Genomic DNA, 18,381 nt, shown 5'->3' with positions numbered 1-18,381 from the left:
AAGCCTCCGCTCTGGAGGCTTTGATCGTGGCTGAGGTGATCAGTAGTTCAGGCCAGCTGACCTTCGTTTGTCGCGGGTGCGTCGTCACGGATCATCAGCAGATGCTCATTCAGGTAACTCAGCAGCTGATCGGCGGCTTTTAAATCGCGCTGGATAATCAAGCAGCGTAATAGCCGTTTATCACGTTCCATGATACGTACGTGGTACTCATTACCGGTTTCCGGCAGCTTCAGGTACAGCCCGTGGCAGCTGTCGTTCAGGGCCAGGTCGGCGTTCACCAGCTCCAGTTCACAGCCGGCGAAATTAATGTTCTGAATGCGAACCGTATGACTTTTTCCGGACTGCTCATCGAACAGATCGTAGGGTTGTTCCAGTGGTCGCAGGCGGCTTTGCAGGCGCTGTTCGGCCGGGTCGAAGCTCAGTGGGTTATAGACGCTGACGCCATCGATGTCGGTGATCGTGTCGTTACACATATAGTTGTGGAACAAGGTGCTGGCGGCTTCTTTGCGTTCAAACTGAGCCAGGTGGTCGGCGTTATGAATCACGGCAAAGGTGGCTGCCCGGCATTGACGGGCAACGGCTGCATTTTCGGCCGGCAAGGTGAAATTATCGAATTCACCGGTGGCGATCAGGGTCGGGCATTGCGGAAAGGCATCGAAGCCGGGGAAGCGCAATAACCGTTCGGTATTCTGTGCGTAACGTGCCTGTTCATTGTCGTTCAGGCGGGCAATCTGACGGTACATAACCTTACGGTAGGTCGGGCTGACTTCGGTCTTAGCCAGGCGGTTATGGTTAATCAGATTACAGACGGCGGTGGTGGCAAAGGCCTGCATATTGCCATCCGCTAATAATGCCAGGCTGTCTTCCAGTAAGGTGATCAGACTTTCGCGGCGGAAGCAGGTAATGCCGGATAACAATAACCGTTCAATACGCTGTGGGTATTTGGCAGCAAATAAGGTGGCCATCGCCGAGCCGTAGCTGATGCCCAGCAGCATTATTTTGTCCAGCGCCATGACATCCAGAAACTGATTTATCAGATCGCCATAGTCTTCCATATCCAGTTCCGGGGCCAGCTGGTCGTTGCTACCCTGAGACGGAAAGTCAGCCAGAATGACCGGGTGAGTGGTGTACACCAGCTCGACTTCGCTGCGGAAGGAATTAAAACTCTGGAAGGCGCCGCCTAAAAAAACGACCGGTGTTTTATGTTGATTCTCCGGCAGGCTAAAGGCCTGGTACTCAACCTTATAACGGCCAAGCATCTGAATTTTCGGAGATGCGCGTAACTCGGAAGCGGAAAAACTTGAGAACTGCATAACACGTAGGCTCTCTGGTAAGTGGCGGTTATTGTTATTGTGCCTCCGAAGATACTGGATTTATAGACAAATTGCCATAGTTGTATGTTTTCTCTGAAAGCCGGGTGGGAGATTGCAAGTGTCTGAATTTAAAAGGAAAAAACAGATTCAGACGGGTTTTTAAGACTAAATGGGCCAATCGGAACAGAAAATTTCACGAAATTGACATACAAAATGAGACGGGCGCCTCATTTTGTATTCGTCCGCCTCAGCGTTGCGGAATATTGAGCCGGAAATCGATGCGGTCGGAGGTGATGTCGATCTGGTATTCGCCATTCGGGGTGGTGTAGCTGCGGTTCGCGTAGTTGTTATTGTTCGGGATCGAAATAACAAACTGACCGGGTGTGCTGCTCAGGTCGGTTCCCATGGGCGGATTGATGCTGCTGGGGATGGAGGACGGAAACTGCGGGTTGTTGAGATCGATGGTTTCATCGTTCAGCGCCTGCAGTTCACCCGATGCCGAACGTAATGCCTGCTCGCGACTGAGTTGCAGCGGGTCTAACCCCGGAGCGGTAAACTGATAGTCGGATTGTTGTAATAACACGGTTTCGTGGTGTTCGCTGAGGTAATCGTCAGGTGTATCCGCCGGCCCGTTGGCGGGTGTTTGCTGCGACAGCGATTCACCCTCAGAGAAGCCTTGTTCCAGTGGCGTGACACGGATGGTTGTTTTGTCGTTCCCCGTGCTTTTTGCCTGCTCCTGTTTACGCACAATAACCGTGGTGTCTTTGATATAAGCTTCGGTCATTTCTTCCGGCGGGATTTCCTGAATGTCGGCAAGAACAAACGCAGGGCTTAACAATAACAGAGCAAAAAGGGCAGTTCGTTTCATAGTGGTGTATCCATTCGTGGTCGCTCTCTTATGCTAGTTAAGCACTGCTAAAGTACAAGGGCCTTTACGCCATATTTTCCTGGCTCCGGCCCTTGTTGGCTCTGGCGTCGTTCAGCGTTTGCGGTAGCGCTGCTGCAGATCCTGATAGGCGTCGATGCGGCGGTCGCGGAAATAAGGCCATATACGGCGCAGCTGCTCGGTGCGGCTGAGGTCGATATCGGCGATTAATACAGCCTCCTGCTGGTGGTTGGCGTGGGCCAGAAACTCGCCCTGACCACCACAGATAAAGCTGTTGCCCCAGAAATCAATGCCACTGGTGACGCCACTGGGATCGGCTTCATGAGCGACCCGGTTAATAGCCACCACCGGCAGGTTGTTGGCGACTGCGTGGCCACGCTGAACGGTGATCCATGCCTCTTTCTGGCGGTCGTTTTCCGCCGGCTGTTCTTCCGGCTCCCAGCCAATGGCGGTGGGGTAGATCAGGATATCGGCATCGGCCAGTGCCATCAGGCGGGCAGCTTCCGGGTACCACTGATCCCAGCACACCAGTACCCCGAGTTTGCCGACGGAGGTCTCAATCGGGGCAAAACCCGGATCAGCGTCGCCAGGAATAAAATAATATTTTTCGTAAAAACCCGGATCATCGGGAATGTGCATTTTACGGTAAAAGCCGGCCAGCTCGCGGCTGCGGTCGAAGACGATCGCGGTATTATGATAAATGCCTTTCGCACGGCGTTCGAACACTGAGCCGACAATCACAATATTCAGTTCGTAGGCCAGTTGCCCCAGCCGCTGTGCGGTTTCGCCATCCAGTGGTTCTGCTAAATCGAATAACCCGGCATCCTGATGCTGGCAAAAATACGGCCCGGCATGCAGCTCCTGCAGGCACACCAGTTCAGCCTGTTGTTCGGCGGCCTGACGAATCAGTTGTTCTGTGTGTGCCAGGGTGGCGGACTTATTGCCCTGATAGGCTTGCTGAATCGCCGCTACTTTTAAGGGTGCCGCAGCCGCTGGTGCCTGGGTTGCAGGTGAAGATAAAACATCGGTCATTGCGGGTGTCCTTCGGTCTGAGTCGGGTCAAGCGGGCAGTGGATCTGCATGGTTAAACAATGCAGTGAGCCGTATTGCTCAATCACCGGGCGGCAGTTGATCGGATAAATCCGGCGGGTGGGGAAGGTTTGCATTAACCGCTCGGTGGCGATGATGTCTTCATCGACGCCATATACCGGCAATAACAGCGCGTCGTTAATGATCAGAAAGTTGGCATAGGTTGCCGGCAGGCGCTGGCCTTCAGCGCTGTATTGTGGCGCCGGTAACGGCAGCGGTACCAGTTTATAGGGCTGGCCATTAAGTTGTTTCAGTTGTTGCAGCTGTTGCTCCATCGCCTGTAACGCCGGGAAATGAGTGTCGTTCTGGCGAGCCTGACAATAAGCGATGGTGGTTGGGTTGCAGAAGCGCGCCAGGGTGTCGATATGAGCGTCGGTATCATCGCCGTCGAGGTCGCCGTCGTCGAGCCATAATACCCGCGAAATCCCCAAATCCTGCTGCAATCGTTGTTCAATTTGTTGCTGATTTAGACCCGGGTTACGATTTGGATTCAGCAGGCATTGGCGGGTGGTTAATAAGGTACCCGAACCATCGCTTTCGAGGCTGCCTCCTTCCAATACCCAACTGCGGCTTTGCAGTGGCACGTTGTCAAATGCCTGTTGTTGCTGCAGTTGCTGACTGATGTGATTGTCGAGCTGGTGCGGGTACTTGTTACCCCAGCCGTTAAACAGAAAATCCTGCAATTCAAGCTGGCCATCCCGATAACAGCTGATCGGGCCATGGTCCCGGGCCCAGGTGTCGTTACTGTCGACCCGGTAACAGCGCACTCTGGGGTGTTGCTGATACAGGTGTTGCAGTTTTTGCAGGTCAGCATCGGTGCCGCAGGCAATAACCACGTCCTGATGATTGGCAATGGCCGCGGTAATCGCGTGAAAAACCGGCTCAACTCTGGCCAGTATCCAGCCCCAGTCGCTGTCTTTTTGGGGCCAGGTGAGCTGAACGGCCGTTTGTGGTTCCCATTCAGCGGGCATTCTTAAGGTCACTGTGGTATTCCGTGATGGTGTGTTGTTGTGGAGTGCTGTGGGCGGATTTTAGTGCTGAATCCGCTAACCGAGTAGCGCTTTGTGCAAATTTTTGTGTGATTTCAGGTGCAGGTGTCGCCAACAGCGCGGATGTCGGGCAAACTTGCGGCCTTTATTAATTGGCGAATGCAGTCATCATGAAGTTGTTTCAGTCTCTGCCCTTATGGATCGGGCTCCGCTACCTCGCCGCCAAACGGCGCAATCACTTTATCTCGTTTATCTCAGCCTCCTCGATGGTCGGTATGACACTGGGAGTGGCGGTGCTGATTCTGGTGTTATCGGTCATGAATGGCTTTGACCGTGAGTTGCGTGAGCGCATTCTGGGCATGGTGCCGCATGGGGTGTTGTATGAACGCGGTGGTATTCAGGACTGGCAGGCGCTGGCACAACAGGTAGAAGCTGAGCCCGGCGTGGTGGCGGCAGCACCGCTGACCCGGTTGCAGGGTATGTTGGGCTACGGCGGTCGGGTGCAGGGCGTGATGGTGACCGGCATTGACCCGGTGGCTGAAAGTAAGGTTTCTATTTTGCCCGACCATATTATTGATGGTGAGCTGGAAGCGCTGCAGCCGCGCAGCTATGGCGTGTTGTTGGGCGATTTACTGGCAAAACGACTGAACGTAGTGGTGGGCGACAAAGTGACTCTGATGTTGCCGGAAGCGACCTTATCGCCGGCGGGTGTGATTCCACGTATTAAGCGCCTTAACGTGGTGGGCGTGTTTTCCGTCGGTGCTGAGCTGGATGCCAATCTTGCGGTCATTCATCTGGCGGATGCCGGGCGGCTGGCGCGCTTTAAAGGCGAAGCACAGGCCCTGCGGGTGAAATTTGATAACCTGTTTGATGCGCCGGGAGGCATCTGGCGGTTAGCCGGTAAGCTGGATGGTAATTTTTCCGGCAGTGACTGGACCCGTACACACGGGAATCTGTTTCAGGCGATCAAACTGGAAAAAACCATGATTGGTTTATTGCTGCTGATTATTGTTGCGGTGGCGGCATTTAATATTATTTCCACGCTGGTGATGGTAGTCACTGATAAACAGGCGGATATCGCTATTTTACGGACCATGGGTGCCAAGCCCGGTACCGTGATGGCGATTTTTATGGTACAGGGCATATCCATTGGTCTGGTTGGAGTTGTATTGGGAACCTTGCTGGGGATTCTCGGGGCGTTAACCATTTCTGATCTGATCGGCTGGATCGAACAGGTATTCGGCTTTCAGATTCTCAGCGCCGATGTTTATTTTATTTCTTATCTGCCGTCGCAGTTGTTGTGGAGTGATGTCGCTATTGTGACTTCGGCATCCTTGTTACTGAGTTTCCTGGCAACCTTATATCCATCTTACCGGGCTTCCCGGGTGCAGCCGGCGGAGGCGTTACGTTATGAATAATCTGGTATTAGATGCCCGGCAACTGAAAAAAACCTACACCAGTGGTCCGCAGGAAGTGACGGTCTGGCAGGGGGTCGACCTGCAGGTTAAGGCCGGGGAAAGCATTGCTATCGTTGGTGCTTCCGGTTCAGGGAAAACCACGCTGCTGAATGTGTTGGGTGGTCTGGATGTGATGGATCAGGGGGACGTGTTGATCAACGGACAGTCGTTGCCCGCTCTGAGTGAAAAAGAACGCACCCGGCTGCGTAACCAGCAGGTGGGGTTTGTGTATCAGTTTCATCATTTATTGCCGGAGTTTTCGGCACTGGAAAATGTCATGATGCCGCAGTTGTTAGCCGGTATTCAGCGCAAACAGGCGCAGCAGCGGGCGAGCGAATGCCTGACCCAGATGGGGCTGGCACATCGCCTGGGACATAAACCGGCAGAGTTGTCAGGCGGTGAGCGTCAGCGCACGGCCATAGCCCGGGCGCTGGTGAATAAACCACGCCTGGTGCTGATGGATGAGCCGACCGGTAATCTGGATCAGCAAACGGCTCAGCAGGTGGAAAATGCGATGGTGGAGTTGGCCGAAACGTCAGACACGGCGTTTGTGATGGTGACCCACGATCGTGACCTGGCGCGGCGTATGCATCACCAGTATCTGCTGGCCGATCAGACTTTGCAGCCGTTGCTGGCGGATTAAGACGGTTGTTATTGCCGGCGCTGGCGGTTGATGCGACGTTTATTCCAGTTGCTGATCACGTGCATGCGCCAAGCGATATGAATGCTGCAATACCCCAGCAGGCCTAAGCCACAACCGACGGTAAGAGAACCGATAAACAGGGGTTTCCAGATGGCATTCAGTTCGGTCATGACCCAGTCGAGGGATAATTCAATACTGAATTCCCGCACCGGGCTGTCGAGCATCCAGGTGCCAAACACATAGGTGGCATAAAACAACGGCGGAATAGTCAGCGGGTTGCTGATCCATACCAGGCCAACGGATATCGGCACATTGGCATTCATATAAAAGGCTATAAAGGCCGCAATTGCCATTTGAAACGGCAAGGGTAAAAAAGCCGCAAACAGACCAACAAGGAATGCGCGGGCCACCGAACGGCGGTTGAGATGCCATAAGTTGGGTTTGCTGAACAGCGGACGCAGAAATGACAGCGATGGGTTCGCCTGAACCTGTTCCGGAGTCGGAAAAAACTTTTTCAGCAATTTCTTGGGCATAACGCGCAGCGGCCTGAATACTCAACCAGAGACACCGGCGAGGCCGGACAAGGTGCGCGGATTATGCCGAGTAAATCGCAAAAATACCAGTCAGCGACTTAAATACCAAAAGGCGTTATTAAACACGATAACGGCCTGATTAAAATCACGTACCTTATGGATGAGGCGCGCATGACTATTCCTTTGTTACCTCTGTGCTGGCTACTGACTCTGGCCATTGTGCTGGGCACTTTATTCTCTCCGCTTTCTCTGGCGCTGTCTGGGCTGCTGCTGTTCGCTGTTCTGGCCGGTTTTGGCTGGTACCGTCATCGGCACGGAGCTCCCGGGCGCCGTCGTCACAGGCTTATTGGTTTACTGTTGTTGGCCGGGCTGTTGGTTGTTGCTGGTGGACGTGGCTACTTCTGGTTGCAACAGGGGCTCAGCAGCCGTCTGCCACTGGCACAGGACCGCAGCCGGGTGGAATTGACGTTAATACTGGAAAAAGTGGAGCGTTTTCCTAATGTTGTGCGCCTGTATGGCCGTGTGACCGAGCTGGATGAGGCCGCTTCATTGCCGCTAAAACGGGTGCGCCTTAACTGGTATCTGCGCCGCCAGCAGGTGCCGGCGGAAGGTGAATTGCAATGGGCGGCCGGAGATCGTCTCAGGGCTGACGTCGTGTTACGGGCCGGGCGGCGGTTTGCCAATCCGTTGTGGTTTGATTACGAAGCTTTCCAGCTATTGCAGGGTATTGATGCTATCGGTTATATCCGCCAGGTGCATCACTGGCAGGCGGCTGATCAATGGCAGCTGGCCACGCTGCTACAGCGCAGTCGTCAGCAATGGCTGGCGGCACTGCAGCGACAATTGCCCGAAGAAGTGTTCAGTTGGGTGGCCGGGCTGGTGTTTGCAGAGGGGCGCTATTTCAGTCCGCAGCAATGGCAGCTGGCACGTAATACCGGTACCTTGCACTTGTTGGTGGTCAGTGGCTTACATCTGGCCATAGTGGCCTTGATGGGTGTGTTGCTGGTGGGGCTGTTACGCCGTCTGGTGCAGCTCTTCTGGCGCCGTAATTTGCCGGCTGGCCGGGGCATGGCGCTGGCCGGCGTGCTGGGTAGTTGTGGTGTGTATCTGCTGCTGTCTGGCGGAGGCGTTGCGGTTCAGCGCGCGTTTCTGATGTTGTCCGTGGCCTGGCTGTTATGGCTGTGTTTACGGCGTTTTGATCCTTTGCTGGTGTTCTCGCTGGTGCTGCTTGCCGTTGTTGCTGGCCGGCCTTTAATTTATACCCAGATGGGGTTCCAGTTGTCGTTTACCGCGGTTGCGCTGTTGCTGTTGGTGTTTAATGGTCGCAAAACCGCCTGGCCAATGGCGGCGTTATTACCCCAGCTGTTGCTGTTTATCGCGCTTATCCCCTGGCTGGTAAGCTGGCAGGCGCCGGTTAACGGTGGGCATCTGATCGCCAATCTGGTTGCCATTCCGCTGATGACACTGGTGTTGTTACCACTGATATTCCTGACGGCGCTGGTACCACAAACTCCGCTTATTGAACTGACTGCAAAAATGGGCGGCTGGTACTGGCAATGGCTGGAATGGGCGCAGTCGCTTCAGGCCCCGGCTGTACAACCGGCAGCCAGCTGGCTACTGGTGCTGCTGGTGTGTCTGATTGCCTGGTTATGGCGCCAGGGGATTCGCTTCCCGCTTAACCTGCTGTGTTTGCTCGCGCCCCTGGTTACCCTGTTACAACCACTGGCAGGCCCACAACTGATGATGGTCGATGTCGGGCAGGGACTGGCGTTGATCGCCAGCGATCGTAACCGGGCACTGGTGTATGACACCGGGGCAGCCTATTCCGCAAGTTTTGATGCCGGTTCTGCGTTTGTTGTGCCGTTATTGCGCCGTGCCCGGAGCAGGGCCGATTACCTGATTGTCAGTCACAGTGATAACGACCATGCCGGTGGCGCTGCGGCTTTGCTGGCTTTTACGCCGGATGGCCAGCGTTATGCCGGACAGCCACAATCGTTTATCGGTGAGGCCCAGAGCTGTCATAACGACAGCTGGTGGCGGGTGATCAGTCCGCAGTTGCGGTTCCGGTTTTTGCCGGTGTCAGTGCGTGGTGATGGCGATAACAATCAGTCCTGCATTGTGTTGCTCGACTGGTGGGGGACGCGGTTGTTAATACCCGGTGATATTGAAGCCGGAGTGGAACAACAGCTGGTGAGCCGTTATGGCCATGAGTTAAAAGCGGATATTCTGATCGCCCCTCATCACGGCAGTCTGAGCAGTTCGTCTGTGGCCCTGCTGGAGGCGGTCGCGCCGCAGGAGGTGTGGGTCTCGAGTGGTTATAACAACCGCTTCGGCCATCCGGCCGGGCCGGTGATGGCGCGTTATCAGCAGCAGCGGCTGGTGATTCGGAATACGGCGCAGCACGGTGCCCTGACGTTAAATGTAGCGGGTCAGGTCACATTCACGCGTCAGGGTTGGCAAAGACCCTGGCTTTACCCTTGATTTTATTGCGTTTTTTAACGATTCTTGGCCTCCGTTAAGATTCAAGGTGCGCTGTGGTAAAGTAGCGTGCAAAACCGACTGGCAGGAGTAGCCTGATATGCTGGAAATCATCCAGAGTGGTGGTTGGATGATGGTGCCTATCATCATCGCGTCAATTTTAGCCTTGGCCATTACCGTAGAACGTTTCTGGACGTTGCGTCCGCAACAGATCGCCCCCAGTGATTTGCTGGCCCGGGTGTGGGGTTGGATGAAAAACAATCAGCTCGACAGCAGCCGCATTAAAGAACTGCGGTCGTCATCACCGCTCGGGCGCGTACTGGCGGCCGGACTGATGAACTCCCGCCATGGCCGTACCATCATGAAGGAGAGCATTGAAGAAGTTGCCTCACATGAAATTCATGATATGGAGCGTTACCTGAATGCGCTCGGTACCATTGCCGCGGTTGCTCCTTTGCTGGGTCTGCTGGGGACCGTGATTGGCATGATCAAGGTGTTTTCTGAAATTGTGGTTGCCGGTACCGGCCAGGCAAACTTATTAGCCGGCGGTATTTCCGAAGCTCTGATTACTACCGCAGCGGGTATGGTTGTGGCGATTCCGGCGCTGATTGCGCATCGTATGTTACAGCGCCGCGTTGACGAAGTGGTGGTATTTATGGAACAGGAAGCCATTAAGCTGGTTGATGTGTTGCATGGTGAGCGTGAAGTTGCCGACAAGAATGAGGCCGCCTAAGTGAATTTCAAACGTCAGAATCGCGAAGAAGTGGCGGTTAACCTGACGCCACTGATCGATATTGTGTTTCTGTTGCTGATTTTTTTTATGGTGTCGACAACCTTCACCAAGGAAAATCATCTCAGTATTGATTTGCCTCAGGCCAGTACGGAGGCATCGGACGCTCCGCTGCAGGCGCTGGAAATCCTGATTTCTGCTGCCGGAGAATTTACCGTTAACGACCAGGCTTTGGTTAACTCCCAGCTGAATACCCTGAAGCGGGCATTACAGAAAACACTGGGCGAGCGTGACAGCGCGCCGGTTATCATAACCGCAGATGCCAAAACACCACACGAAGCTGTCGTCAGGGCGATGGATGCCGCTGGTCAGCTCGGTCTGGTTAATCTCAGTATTACTACCCGTCAGCCCGTCGAGTCCGATTAATTTATGTCTGATCAATCTGCTGAACAATACAGCACCGGGCGCCTTTACAGGCGCCTGCTTTCGTATGTATGGCCGTATAAACTGGCATTTTTTATTAGTATCGTTGGCTTTATTATTTTTGCCACGGCCGCTCCGGCTATGGCACACCTGATGGGGGTGGTTGAGCAAACGCTGAAAGATCCGCAGCCGGAAAAAATTCAATGGCTGGTGGCGGCGTTATTTGGCACCTTCTTTTACCGCGGTATTGCCACGTTTCTGGGTAAATATTTTACTCAGGTGGTGGGCCGTGGTGTGGTGCATGAATTACGTCAGCAGTTGTTTAATAAAATGACCCGCCTGCCCACCAGTTATTACGACAACGAATCCCGTGGCCGGCTGATTTCCCGGGTTACGTTTGATGTTGAGCAGGTGACCGGTGCATCAACCCGGGCGTTAACCACTCTGGTGCAGGAAGGGGTGACGGTTATTTTCCTGATGGCCTATCTGGTGTATCTGGATTATACCCTGACCTTTATTTTTCTCGGCCTGATTCCGGCAATCGGCATTATGGTTGGGCTGGCCAGTCGTTTTTTCCGTAAATACAGTCGTCGTATTCAGAAATCGATGGGGGATGTGACTCAGGTAACGAATGAAACCATCAACGGTTTCCGCGAAGTCCGTACCTTTGGCGGTCGCGATTATGAGCAGCAGCGTTTTGCTGTCGCCAGTGAATATAACCGCAAACAAGCGCTGAAATTTGCGTTAACCAATGCGGTGAATGTACCGATTAACCAGCAGATTGTGGCCGCCGGACTGGGGGTGATGATTTATCTGATGTTCGACCGGGTAGCGGCCGGCAGCATGAGTTCTGCGGAGTTTCTGCAGTTTATTACGGCGGCATCGTTAATTGCCAAACCGATCCGGGCATTAACCGATATTAATTCCATTGTTCAGAAAGGCGTTGCGGCGGCTGAATCGGTGTTTGCTGTGCTGGATGCCGGGGAAGAAAATGATCAGGGTGAACAGCAGCTGCAGCAGGTAACAGGGGATGTTCATTTTAAAAATGTTGCGTTTCGCTATCAGGGTGCTGAGCGTGATGCGTTACAGCATATCAACCTCGATGTCCGGGCCGGTACGTCAGTGGCATTTGTCGGTAAATCCGGCAGTGGTAAATCGACCCTGGTGAACCTGATTCCGCGTTTTTATGATGTCAGCTACGGTGAAATTACACTCGACGGCGAAAATATTCAGCAGCTGACACTGGATAATCTGCGCAGCCATGTTGCTATCGTCAGTCAGAATGTCACCTTATTTAATGGCACGATTAAAGAAAATATCGCCTACGGTGCGCTGCGTGATAAAAGCGATGACGAAATTTTCGCTGCCGCTAAAGCCGCTCATGCCGATGAGTTTATTCTCAAACTGGATCATGGCTACGATACCCAGGTCGGTGAAAGTGGTGTGTTATTGTCCGGCGGTCAGCGTCAGCGGATTGCCATCGCCCGGGCGTTATTAAAAGATGCACCGGTACTGATTCTGGATGAGGCTACTTCGGCGCTGGACACCGAATCCGAACGTCATATTCAGGCCGCAATGGAGGAGGTGATGAAGGGCCGTACCACCTTTGTTATTGCTCACCGGTTAAGCACCATCGAAAGTGTCGATCGTATTGTGGTGATCGATAAGGGTGAAGTGCGGGAAGATGGCAGTCATCAGCAGTTGCTGCAGCAGCAGGGGATTTATGCCCAGCTGCATAATCTGCAGTTTTCTGAGGGTGCAGGCTGATTTATGTGGCAACGATTGACTCAGGGAATTGAGCAAAACTGGTACAGCCGCCGTCCGGGGCTGAACTTATTGTTATTGCCATTGTGGTTGCTGGCGGCTCCGGTAATTTACTGGAAGCGTTATCAGGCACTGGAAAATCCGGCAGAAAAATTGCGCACTCCGGTGGTGGTGGTGGGCAATATTACCGTAGGTGGTACCGGAAAAACGCCATTGATTACCTATCTGGTAAATCGCGTGCAGGCGCTGGGTTATCGCGCCGGCATTATTAGCCGTGGTTACGGTGGTGAAGCTCCGGGCTATCCGTTGCTGGTGACCAACGGCACGGCAGTGGATTATTGTGGTGATGAACCCAAGCTGTTGCAGCAACGGCTGCAGTGTCCGGTTGTGGTTGACCCTCAGCGCCACCGGGCTGCCTCGCTTCTGGATGGTGAGGTCGATATTATTTTCAGCGATGATGGCCTGCAGCACTATGGTTTGGGACGTGATGGCGAAATTCTGGTTGTCGACGGTGAGCGTGGTTTTGGCAATGGCTGGTTGTTGCCGGTGGGACCATTGCGGGAGCCGGTCAGCCGTGCCGACAGTGTGGATGTTGTGTTAACCAACGGCAGCGACTTCAGCGTCCATGCCGCACGTTTGATTAACGCCAGCAGTGGCCGGCAGCAGCCATTATCCTGGCTCGAAGGACGCGACGTTCAGGCGGTTGCCGGCATTGGCAATCCGCAACGTTTTTACCGTACGCTGGAGGATCTGGGAGCTCGTGTGGAACCACACAGTTTTGCTGATCATCACGAATTTAAAGCGCGCGATTTTAATTTTCCGGCCACCAGTGACATTGTCATGACGGAAAAAGACTGGGTGAAATGCCGGGCATTTGCGACGGAAAACATGTGGTACCTGGCAGTTGATGCCCAACTGACATCGGCCGCTGAGCAACAGCTGGATGTTTTGTTAAAACAATTATTGTCTGTAAGTTAACTGATTCTGAGAGAACACCATGGATAAACAATTATTAGCCATGCTGGTATGTCCGGTATGCCAGGGGAAATTAAAACTGGATAAAGATGCCAGTGAGTTATTGTGCACGTTTGACGGGCTGGCTTACCCGATTCAGGATGGTGTCCCCGTTATGCTTGATAGCGAGGCACGCAAAATGAGTGAGGAAGAAAAACTGGAAAAAGCACAGCAAACCGCACAAAAAACGGAAGCGGAGTAACATGATACGGGTGTTGTTTGTTTGCCTGGGTAATATCTGTCGCTCTCCTACGGCACATGGTGTGTTCCGGCAGATGATTGAGAATGCCGGTCTGGCTGATCAGGTGTTGGTTGACTCGGCGGGTACCGCTGCCTGGCATATTGGCAAATCACCCGATCAGCGTTCTGCCCGTCATGCCGCATTACGCGGTTACGATTTATCGTCATTACGTGCTCGTCAGGCGGTTGCCGATGATTTTTATCAGTTCGATTATGTGTTGGCGATGGATAAAGAAAACCTGCTGAATTTACAGCAGATCTGTCCCGCAGACGCGCCCGTTGAACCGCGCTTGCTGCTGGCAGATTTTGCTCAGAGTTTTAATCAGCTTGAGGTCCCCGATCCGTATTATGGTGGCGATGCCGGCTTCGAACAGGTATTGGACCTGGTTGAAGATGCCTGCCAGGGCTTGCTGGCTGATATCAGAAAGCGATTGTAACTCATGAGCCTGACCGCTGTGTGCCGGATAGAGAACAATAAAGATTTAACATCATTCAATACCCTGAAGCTGCCCGCCCGGGCACAGCAATTTGCCCGCTTTTTTTCGATCTCCGAGCTGCTCACATTATTAGATCAGGCCAGGCAGAAGCAGCTGCCGGTGAAAGTGCTGGGTGGTGGCAGTAACGTATTGTTGGGGCCACGGCTGGATGGCTTGATTATTCAGTCTGCGATGCAGTCGGTGACATTTTTACGCGAAAATAGCCAGTTCGTCTGGCTGAAAGTGGATGCCGGTAAACACTGGCATTCCTGGGTGCTGGAGGCACAAGGTTATGGTCACGGGATTGAAAACCTGGCGCTGATTCCCGGAACTGTTGGTGCTTCGCCGATTCAGAATATCGGCGCTTACGGCGTTGACGTAGCGGATGTGCTGGAAAGTGTACAGGGGGTCTGCCTCAGTTCCCGGCAACTGATGAACCTCAGCCGTCAGGATTGCCGGTTTGGCTACCGTGACTCGGTTTTTAAACGCGAATTAAAAAACGACTTCGTGGTGACTTCGGTGGTGTTTCGCCTGGCAAAGAGTTTTACCCCAAGGGTGAGTTACGGACCACTGGCGAACTGGGCGGCACAGCATCCGGGCTTTACTCCACAGCAGCTGATCGCGCAGGTGTGTGATATTCGCGCGGCAAAACTGCCGGATCCGGCTCTGGTTGCCAATGCCGGTTCTTTTTTCAAAAACCCGGTTGTTGGCCACCACCAGGCTGAACGACTGGCGGCTGACTATCCGGCGATGCCGGCCTACCCGCAGGCGGATGGCCGGGTGAAGCTGGCTGCTGGCTGGCTGATCGAGCAGGTTGGCTGGAAAGGTAAAACATTGGGCCACGCCGCGATGCATCACCAGCAGGCGCTGGTGTTAACGACGGATGGTGAGGCCCGATTACAGGACGTATTCGCCCTGCGTGACGCGGTTGCTGCGGATGTGTGGGCGAAATTTGCGGTTGAACTTGAGCCTGAGCCGCAGCTGTTTTAACGCTGAAGGGGGGCAGCGAAAGTCGGCGGTACTGCGTTTACAGCGAAAATTCCTGCAGTTGCAGGCCACTCGTTTCGTCCCAGCGTATTTCCCAGCCGCTTTCGTCAGACCAATCCCCTAACACATAACGGCATTTGCCGTTGTCCAGCTGGTGTACCGCCGGGCGGTGGGTGTGGCCATGAATCAGGGTGGCAACCTGGTGTTCGGTCAGTTCGCGATCCACTTCTGCCGGGGTGACGTCCATAATATCGGCGGACTTCATCTGTTGATCGCTCTGGCTTTCGGAGCGTACCTGGCGGGCAAAGGCGATGCGTTCATCAATCGATTTGCTTAATAATGCCTGTTGCCACTGCGGATCGCGGAACATCTGGCGCACCTTCATATATTCCACATCGCGGGTGCAAAGGCTGTCGCCATGCATCAGCAACACCTCCTGGTTGCCCAGTTGAATCACCGACGGGTCGGACAGTAGCGTGCATCCGGCGGCGCGACAAAATGCTTCGCCAATCAGAAAGTCACGGTTGCCGTGCATTAAAAACACCTCGGTGCCGCTGTCGGCTACGGCGCGCAGTGCAGCTTTGACCTGATCAACAAAGGGGTTGGAAAAATCGTCACCGATCCAGACCTCAAAAAAATCACCGAGAATATACAGTTGTTGTGCGTCACCCTGGTCAATCAGTCGTTGCAGGTAATTAACAAAGCCCTGGGCCAGTGCCGGACGGCCAGGTTCAAGGTGCAAATCGGAGATAAAATAGATGGCCATTATTATTTTTTCTTTGCTTGAAGGGAATCATGGAATGGTTATTTACAGTTGGCCGCGATCCTGGCGGCTGATGCCGCTTCTGCTCAGCAGGTATTTTCAGAAGTAAGCAACAGGATGTTGCTGCCGGATCAGTTTTACAGGGACGTTGCCTTGATCCGGCGGATGAAAATACCTACTGAGTAGAAATTCGGCAGCTAAGACGCGTTGCTTTACAGGACCTCAGCGCTCTCGATGATCACATCTTCAGCCGGTACGTCCTGATGGCCCATTGCCATGGTGGTACGAACCGCCTTGATGCGGTTAACCACGTCCATGCCTTCTACCACTTCGCCAAAGACACAGTAACCCCAGCCGTCCTGGTTTTTGCCGGTGTGGTTCAGGAATGCGTTGTCCGCGACGTTAATAAAGAACTGAGCAGAAGCGGAGTGAGGGTCCATGGTGCGTGCCATGGCCAGTGTACCGGTTTTGTTTTCCAGACCGTTATCGGCTTCATTTTCGATCGGCGCATTGGTGGACTTTTGTTTCATGCCCGGCTCAAAACCGCCGCCCTGAACCATAAAGCCGTCAATCACGCGGTGAAAAATGACACCGTTGTAGAAGCCTTCTTTTACGTAGTTTTCAAAGTTGGCAGCAGTTTTTGGCGCTTTGTCAAAGTTCAGTTCGATTTTGATATCGCCAAAGTTGGTTTTCAACAGGATCATATTGAGCCTCAGGTTGTGAATTCGTGTATCCCTAAACGGGAAGGAGGGCGTATAATAACGCCTTTTTTCCGGCCTTTCAGCCAGATGGCGGGCCGATATTGAGTATCAGGCAACGATTTTTCGCCAATGCCTGCAGAGTTTGTACAAAAAACGGACAGTTATGACTGACAACAACGCCACCATGAACAATGTGCCAGAGAACGACGCGGAAGCAACCGCCAGCAAAAGCAATAATTTTGTCGCTAAAATTGTTCAGGAAGATCTCGACAGCGGTAAGGTAACCAAGGTGGTTACTCGCTTTCCGCCAGAGCCTAACGGTTATTTACACGTGGGCCATGCCAAATCGATCTGTCTGAACTTTGGTCTGGCGGAGCAGTTTCAGGGTGAATGTAACCTGCGGTTTGACGATACCAACCCGGAGAAGGAAAGCCAGGAGTTTATCAATGCCATCAAAGAGGATGTGCAATGGCTTGGCTTTCAGTGGGCCGGTGATATCCGTTACTCCTCCGATTATTTTGATACGCTCTACGACTACGCTGTTGCTCTGATTAAGGATGGCAAAGCGTACGTTTGTAATCTGACCCCGGAGCAGGCCGACGAGTACAAAGGCGACTTCAATCGTCCGGGCAAAAACAGCCCTTACCGCGACCGCTCGGTGGAAGAGAATCTGACCGAATTTGAACGTATGCGTGCTGGCGAATATGAAGACGGTAAAGCCGTGTTGCGCGCCAAAATCGATATGCAGTCGCCGAATATGAACCTGCGTGACCCGATTATGTACCGTGTTCGTCATGTGGAGCATCATCAGACCGGTGATAAATGGTGTATTTACCCGATGTACGACTTTACTCACGGGCAGTCGGATGCGATTGAACAGGTTACGCACTCTGTATGTACGCTGGAGTTTGAAGACCACAAACCGTTATACGACTGGTACATCAACAACCTGCCGGTACCGGCAAAACCGACGCAATATGAGTTTGGTCGTCTGAATCTGAATTACACCGTGACGTCCAAGCGTAAGCTGAAACGTCTGGTCGATGAGCAGGTTGTGGCCGGTTGGGATGACCCGCGCATGACAACTATCTCCGGGATGCGCCGTCGCGGCTTTACGCCGGCTTCCATCCGCAACTTCTGCGACATGATTGGCGTCAGCCGTTCTGACGGTATGGTCGATGTGGCTATGCTGGAGCACGCACTGCGTACCGATCTGAACAATAATGCACCGCGTGGTATGGCAGTGATCAAGCCGTTAAAAGTGGTGATTGAGAATCTGGCGGAAGATCATCTGGAGATGTTGTCGGCGGAATATCACCACGAGCTGGATTTGGGCACGCGCGAAATGCCGTTCACCCGGGAGCTGTATATCGATCAGGAAGATTTTAAAGAAGAGTACAGCAAGAAGTTTAAGAAAAAATTTACCCCGGGCAAGCGTATCCGGCTGCGTCATTCTTATGTGCTGGAAGCTACCAGCTATGAAAAAGATGAGCAGGATAACGTGGTATTGGTAAGAGCTAAGCTGATCGAAAATACTCTGGGTCTCGATCCGGAAGACGGTGATAAGCCAAAAGGTGTGGTTCACTGGGTATCCGCGACTCACAGTAAAGAAGCGGAACTGCGTGTGTATTCACGCCTGTTCACCAGCGCCACTCCGGAAAAAGAAGAGGGTGATTTTATGGATCACGTCAATAAAGACTCTCTGCAGATTACCACGGCATTTATTGAGCCGGCGCTGGCCGATGTTGCACCGGAATCGAACTTCCAGTTCGAACGGGAAGGTTATTACGTGGCTGACCGTTACGATCACTCTGCCGAGAAGCCGGTATTTAACCTGACCATTGGTTTGCGGGAAGATAAGTCCTTAACGCAATAACAGAAGATTATTTAACGTT

18 protein-coding genes are annotated in these 18,381 nt (G+C 53.2%); 11 read left to right on the top strand and 7 right to left on the bottom strand.

Going from position 1 to position 18,381, the window contains the following annotated elements:
* Positions 1–47: 47 nt before the first annotated feature.
* The 4 genes from ACFOMG_RS08465 to ACFOMG_RS08450 all read right to left on the bottom strand — a co-directional run bounded on the left by ACFOMG_RS08465 (position 48) and on the right by ACFOMG_RS08450 (position 4,271).
* The gene (locus ACFOMG_RS08465) at positions 48–1,313 is read right to left on the bottom strand and encodes an alpha/beta fold hydrolase (protein WP_376865993.1); all 1,266 of its coding nucleotides are present in this window, start codon (positions 1,311–1,313) and stop codon (positions 48–50) included.
* A gap of 247 nt (positions 1,314–1,560) precedes the next feature.
* Positions 1,561–2,181, bottom strand: a complete 621-nt coding sequence (locus ACFOMG_RS08460; RefSeq protein ID WP_376865992.1) for a hypothetical protein — start codon at positions 2,179–2,181, stop codon at positions 1,561–1,563.
* A 111-nt stretch (positions 2,182–2,292) separates the two neighbouring features.
* Positions 2,293–3,231, bottom strand: coding sequence for a carbon-nitrogen hydrolase (locus ACFOMG_RS08455; RefSeq protein WP_376865991.1), 939 nt, complete (start codon positions 3,229–3,231; stop codon positions 2,293–2,295).
* Entirely contained in the window at positions 3,228–4,271 is a 1,044-nt protein-coding gene (locus tag ACFOMG_RS08450) for an agmatine deiminase family protein (protein ID WP_376865989.1), read from the bottom strand. Before ACFOMG_RS08450 ends, ACFOMG_RS08455 begins: the two co-directional genes overlap by 4 nt.
* 182 nt (positions 4,272–4,453) lie before the next feature.
* Between ACFOMG_RS08450 and ACFOMG_RS08445 the strand changes: the two genes are divergently transcribed.
* Together ACFOMG_RS08445 and ACFOMG_RS08440 are read left to right on the top strand one after the other, a co-directional pair.
* The gene (locus ACFOMG_RS08445; RefSeq protein ID WP_376866210.1) at positions 4,454–5,695 is read left to right on the top strand and encodes a lipoprotein-releasing ABC transporter permease subunit; all 1,242 of its coding nucleotides are present in this window, start codon (positions 4,454–4,456) and stop codon (positions 5,693–5,695) included.
* Positions 5,688–6,377, top strand: coding sequence for an ABC transporter ATP-binding protein (locus ACFOMG_RS08440; RefSeq protein WP_376865988.1), 690 nt, complete (start codon positions 5,688–5,690; stop codon positions 6,375–6,377). Before ACFOMG_RS08445 ends, ACFOMG_RS08440 begins: the two co-directional genes overlap by 8 nt.
* Positions 6,378–6,385: 8 nt before the next feature.
* Here the strand turns inward: ACFOMG_RS08440 and ACFOMG_RS08435 are convergent, their stop codons facing one another.
* On the bottom strand, positions 6,386–6,910 hold the full coding sequence (locus ACFOMG_RS08435; protein ID WP_376865987.1) for a DUF2062 domain-containing protein: 525 nt from the start codon (positions 6,908–6,910) through the stop codon (positions 6,386–6,388).
* Between the two features lie 171 nt (positions 6,911–7,081).
* On the opposite strand from ACFOMG_RS08435, the gene ACFOMG_RS08430 reads away from it, so the two are divergent.
* The 8 genes from ACFOMG_RS08430 (at position 7,082) to murB (ending at position 15,025) form a co-directional block, all read left to right on the top strand.
* The gene (locus tag ACFOMG_RS08430) at positions 7,082–9,391 is read left to right on the top strand and encodes a DNA internalization-related competence protein ComEC/Rec2 (protein ID WP_376865986.1); all 2,310 of its coding nucleotides are present in this window, start codon (positions 7,082–7,084) and stop codon (positions 9,389–9,391) included.
* A gap of 97 nt (positions 9,392–9,488) precedes the next feature.
* Entirely contained in the window at positions 9,489–10,121 is a 633-nt protein-coding gene (locus tag ACFOMG_RS08425) for a MotA/TolQ/ExbB proton channel family protein (RefSeq protein ID WP_376865985.1), read from the top strand.
* Positions 10,122–10,544: an ExbD/TolR family protein gene (locus ACFOMG_RS08420; RefSeq protein WP_376865984.1), complete on the top strand. Its 423-nt coding sequence runs from the start codon at positions 10,122–10,124 to the stop codon at positions 10,542–10,544.
* A 3-nt stretch (positions 10,545–10,547) separates the two neighbouring features.
* Positions 10,548–12,308, top strand: coding sequence for a lipid A export permease/ATP-binding protein MsbA (gene msbA, locus ACFOMG_RS08415; protein WP_376865982.1), 1,761 nt, complete (start codon positions 10,548–10,550; stop codon positions 12,306–12,308).
* Positions 12,309–12,311: 3 nt separating this feature from the next.
* Positions 12,312–13,283, top strand: coding sequence for a tetraacyldisaccharide 4'-kinase (gene lpxK, locus ACFOMG_RS08410; RefSeq protein WP_376865981.1), 972 nt, complete (start codon positions 12,312–12,314; stop codon positions 13,281–13,283).
* Between the two features lie 19 nt (positions 13,284–13,302).
* A complete protein-coding gene (locus ACFOMG_RS08405) occupies positions 13,303–13,521 on the top strand; it encodes a Trm112 family protein (protein ID WP_376865979.1) in 219 nt (72 codons plus the stop codon).
* A 1-nt stretch (position 13,522) separates the two neighbouring features.
* A complete protein-coding gene (locus tag ACFOMG_RS08400; RefSeq protein ID WP_376865977.1) occupies positions 13,523–13,996 on the top strand; it encodes a low molecular weight protein-tyrosine-phosphatase in 474 nt (157 codons plus the stop codon).
* 3 nt (positions 13,997–13,999) lie between these two features.
* Positions 14,000–15,025 carry a UDP-N-acetylmuramate dehydrogenase gene (murB, locus tag ACFOMG_RS08395; RefSeq protein WP_376865976.1) on the top strand — a complete coding sequence of 342 codons (1,026 nt, stop codon included), beginning with the start codon at positions 14,000–14,002 and terminating at the stop codon, positions 15,023–15,025.
* Positions 15,026–15,062: 37 nt separating this feature from the next.
* Here murB and ACFOMG_RS08390 read toward each other — a convergent pair whose 3' ends face one another.
* Positions 15,063–15,788 carry a UDP-2,3-diacylglucosamine diphosphatase gene (locus tag ACFOMG_RS08390; RefSeq protein WP_376865975.1) on the bottom strand — a complete coding sequence of 242 codons (726 nt, stop codon included), beginning with the start codon at positions 15,786–15,788 and terminating at the stop codon, positions 15,063–15,065.
* Between the two features lie 209 nt (positions 15,789–15,997).
* Positions 15,998–16,489 (bottom strand): peptidylprolyl isomerase, encoded by a 492-nt coding sequence (locus tag ACFOMG_RS08385; protein WP_376865974.1) that lies wholly within the window; start codon positions 16,487–16,489, stop codon positions 15,998–16,000.
* 181 nt (positions 16,490–16,670) lie between these two features.
* Between ACFOMG_RS08385 and ACFOMG_RS08380 the strand changes: the two genes are divergently transcribed.
* Positions 16,671–18,362, top strand: coding sequence for a glutamine--tRNA ligase/YqeY domain fusion protein (locus ACFOMG_RS08380; RefSeq protein WP_376866209.1), 1,692 nt, complete (start codon positions 16,671–16,673; stop codon positions 18,360–18,362).
* Positions 18,363–18,381: the final 19 nt, after the last annotated feature.

The organism is Bacterioplanoides pacificum (assembly GCF_042648445.1).
GTDB classification, from domain to species: Bacteria; Pseudomonadota; Gammaproteobacteria; order Pseudomonadales; family Oceanobacteraceae; genus Bacterioplanoides; species Bacterioplanoides pacificum.
The sequence above is the reverse complement of the archived record's forward strand: the minus strand, read 5'-3'. Positions and strand labels throughout refer to the sequence as shown.

What these genes read in the sequence shown, in the direction of transcription:
- msbA (WP_376865982.1), top strand. Translation starts at nt 10,548, where the DNA reads ATGTCTGATCAATCTGCTGAACAATACAGCACCGGGCGCCTTTACAGG.
- lpxK (WP_376865981.1), top strand. Translation starts at nt 12,312, where the DNA reads ATGTGGCAACGATTGACTCAGGGAATTGAGCAAAACTGGTACAGCCGC.
- ACFOMG_RS08385 (WP_376865974.1), bottom strand. Translation starts at nt 16,489, where the DNA reads ATGATCCTGTTGAAAACCAACTTTGGCGATATCAAAATCGAACTGAAC.
- ACFOMG_RS08380 (WP_376866209.1), top strand. Translation starts at nt 16,671, where the DNA reads ATGAACAATGTGCCAGAGAACGACGCGGAAGCAACCGCCAGCAAAAGC.
- ACFOMG_RS08435 (WP_376865987.1), bottom strand. Translation starts at nt 6,910, where the DNA reads ATGCCCAAGAAATTGCTGAAAAAGTTTTTTCCGACTCCGGAACAGGTT.
- ACFOMG_RS08460 (WP_376865992.1), bottom strand. Translation starts at nt 2,181, where the DNA reads ATGAAACGAACTGCCCTTTTTGCTCTGTTATTGTTAAGCCCTGCGTTT.
- ACFOMG_RS08400 (WP_376865977.1), top strand. Translation starts at nt 13,523, where the DNA reads ATGATACGGGTGTTGTTTGTTTGCCTGGGTAATATCTGTCGCTCTCCT.
- ACFOMG_RS08455 (WP_376865991.1), bottom strand. Translation starts at nt 3,231, where the DNA reads ATGACCGATGTTTTATCTTCACCTGCAACCCAGGCACCAGCGGCTGCG.
- murB (WP_376865976.1), top strand. Translation starts at nt 14,000, where the DNA reads ATGAGCCTGACCGCTGTGTGCCGGATAGAGAACAATAAAGATTTAACA.
- ACFOMG_RS08425 (WP_376865985.1), top strand. Translation starts at nt 9,489, where the DNA reads ATGCTGGAAATCATCCAGAGTGGTGGTTGGATGATGGTGCCTATCATC.
- ACFOMG_RS08405 (WP_376865979.1), top strand. Translation starts at nt 13,303, where the DNA reads ATGGATAAACAATTATTAGCCATGCTGGTATGTCCGGTATGCCAGGGG.
- ACFOMG_RS08390 (WP_376865975.1), bottom strand. Translation starts at nt 15,788, where the DNA reads ATGGCCATCTATTTTATCTCCGATTTGCACCTTGAACCTGGCCGTCCG.
- ACFOMG_RS08465 (WP_376865993.1), bottom strand. Translation starts at nt 1,313, where the DNA reads ATGCAGTTCTCAAGTTTTTCCGCTTCCGAGTTACGCGCATCTCCGAAA.
- ACFOMG_RS08430 (WP_376865986.1), top strand. Translation starts at nt 7,082, where the DNA reads ATGACTATTCCTTTGTTACCTCTGTGCTGGCTACTGACTCTGGCCATT.
- ACFOMG_RS08440 (WP_376865988.1), top strand. Translation starts at nt 5,688, where the DNA reads ATGAATAATCTGGTATTAGATGCCCGGCAACTGAAAAAAACCTACACC.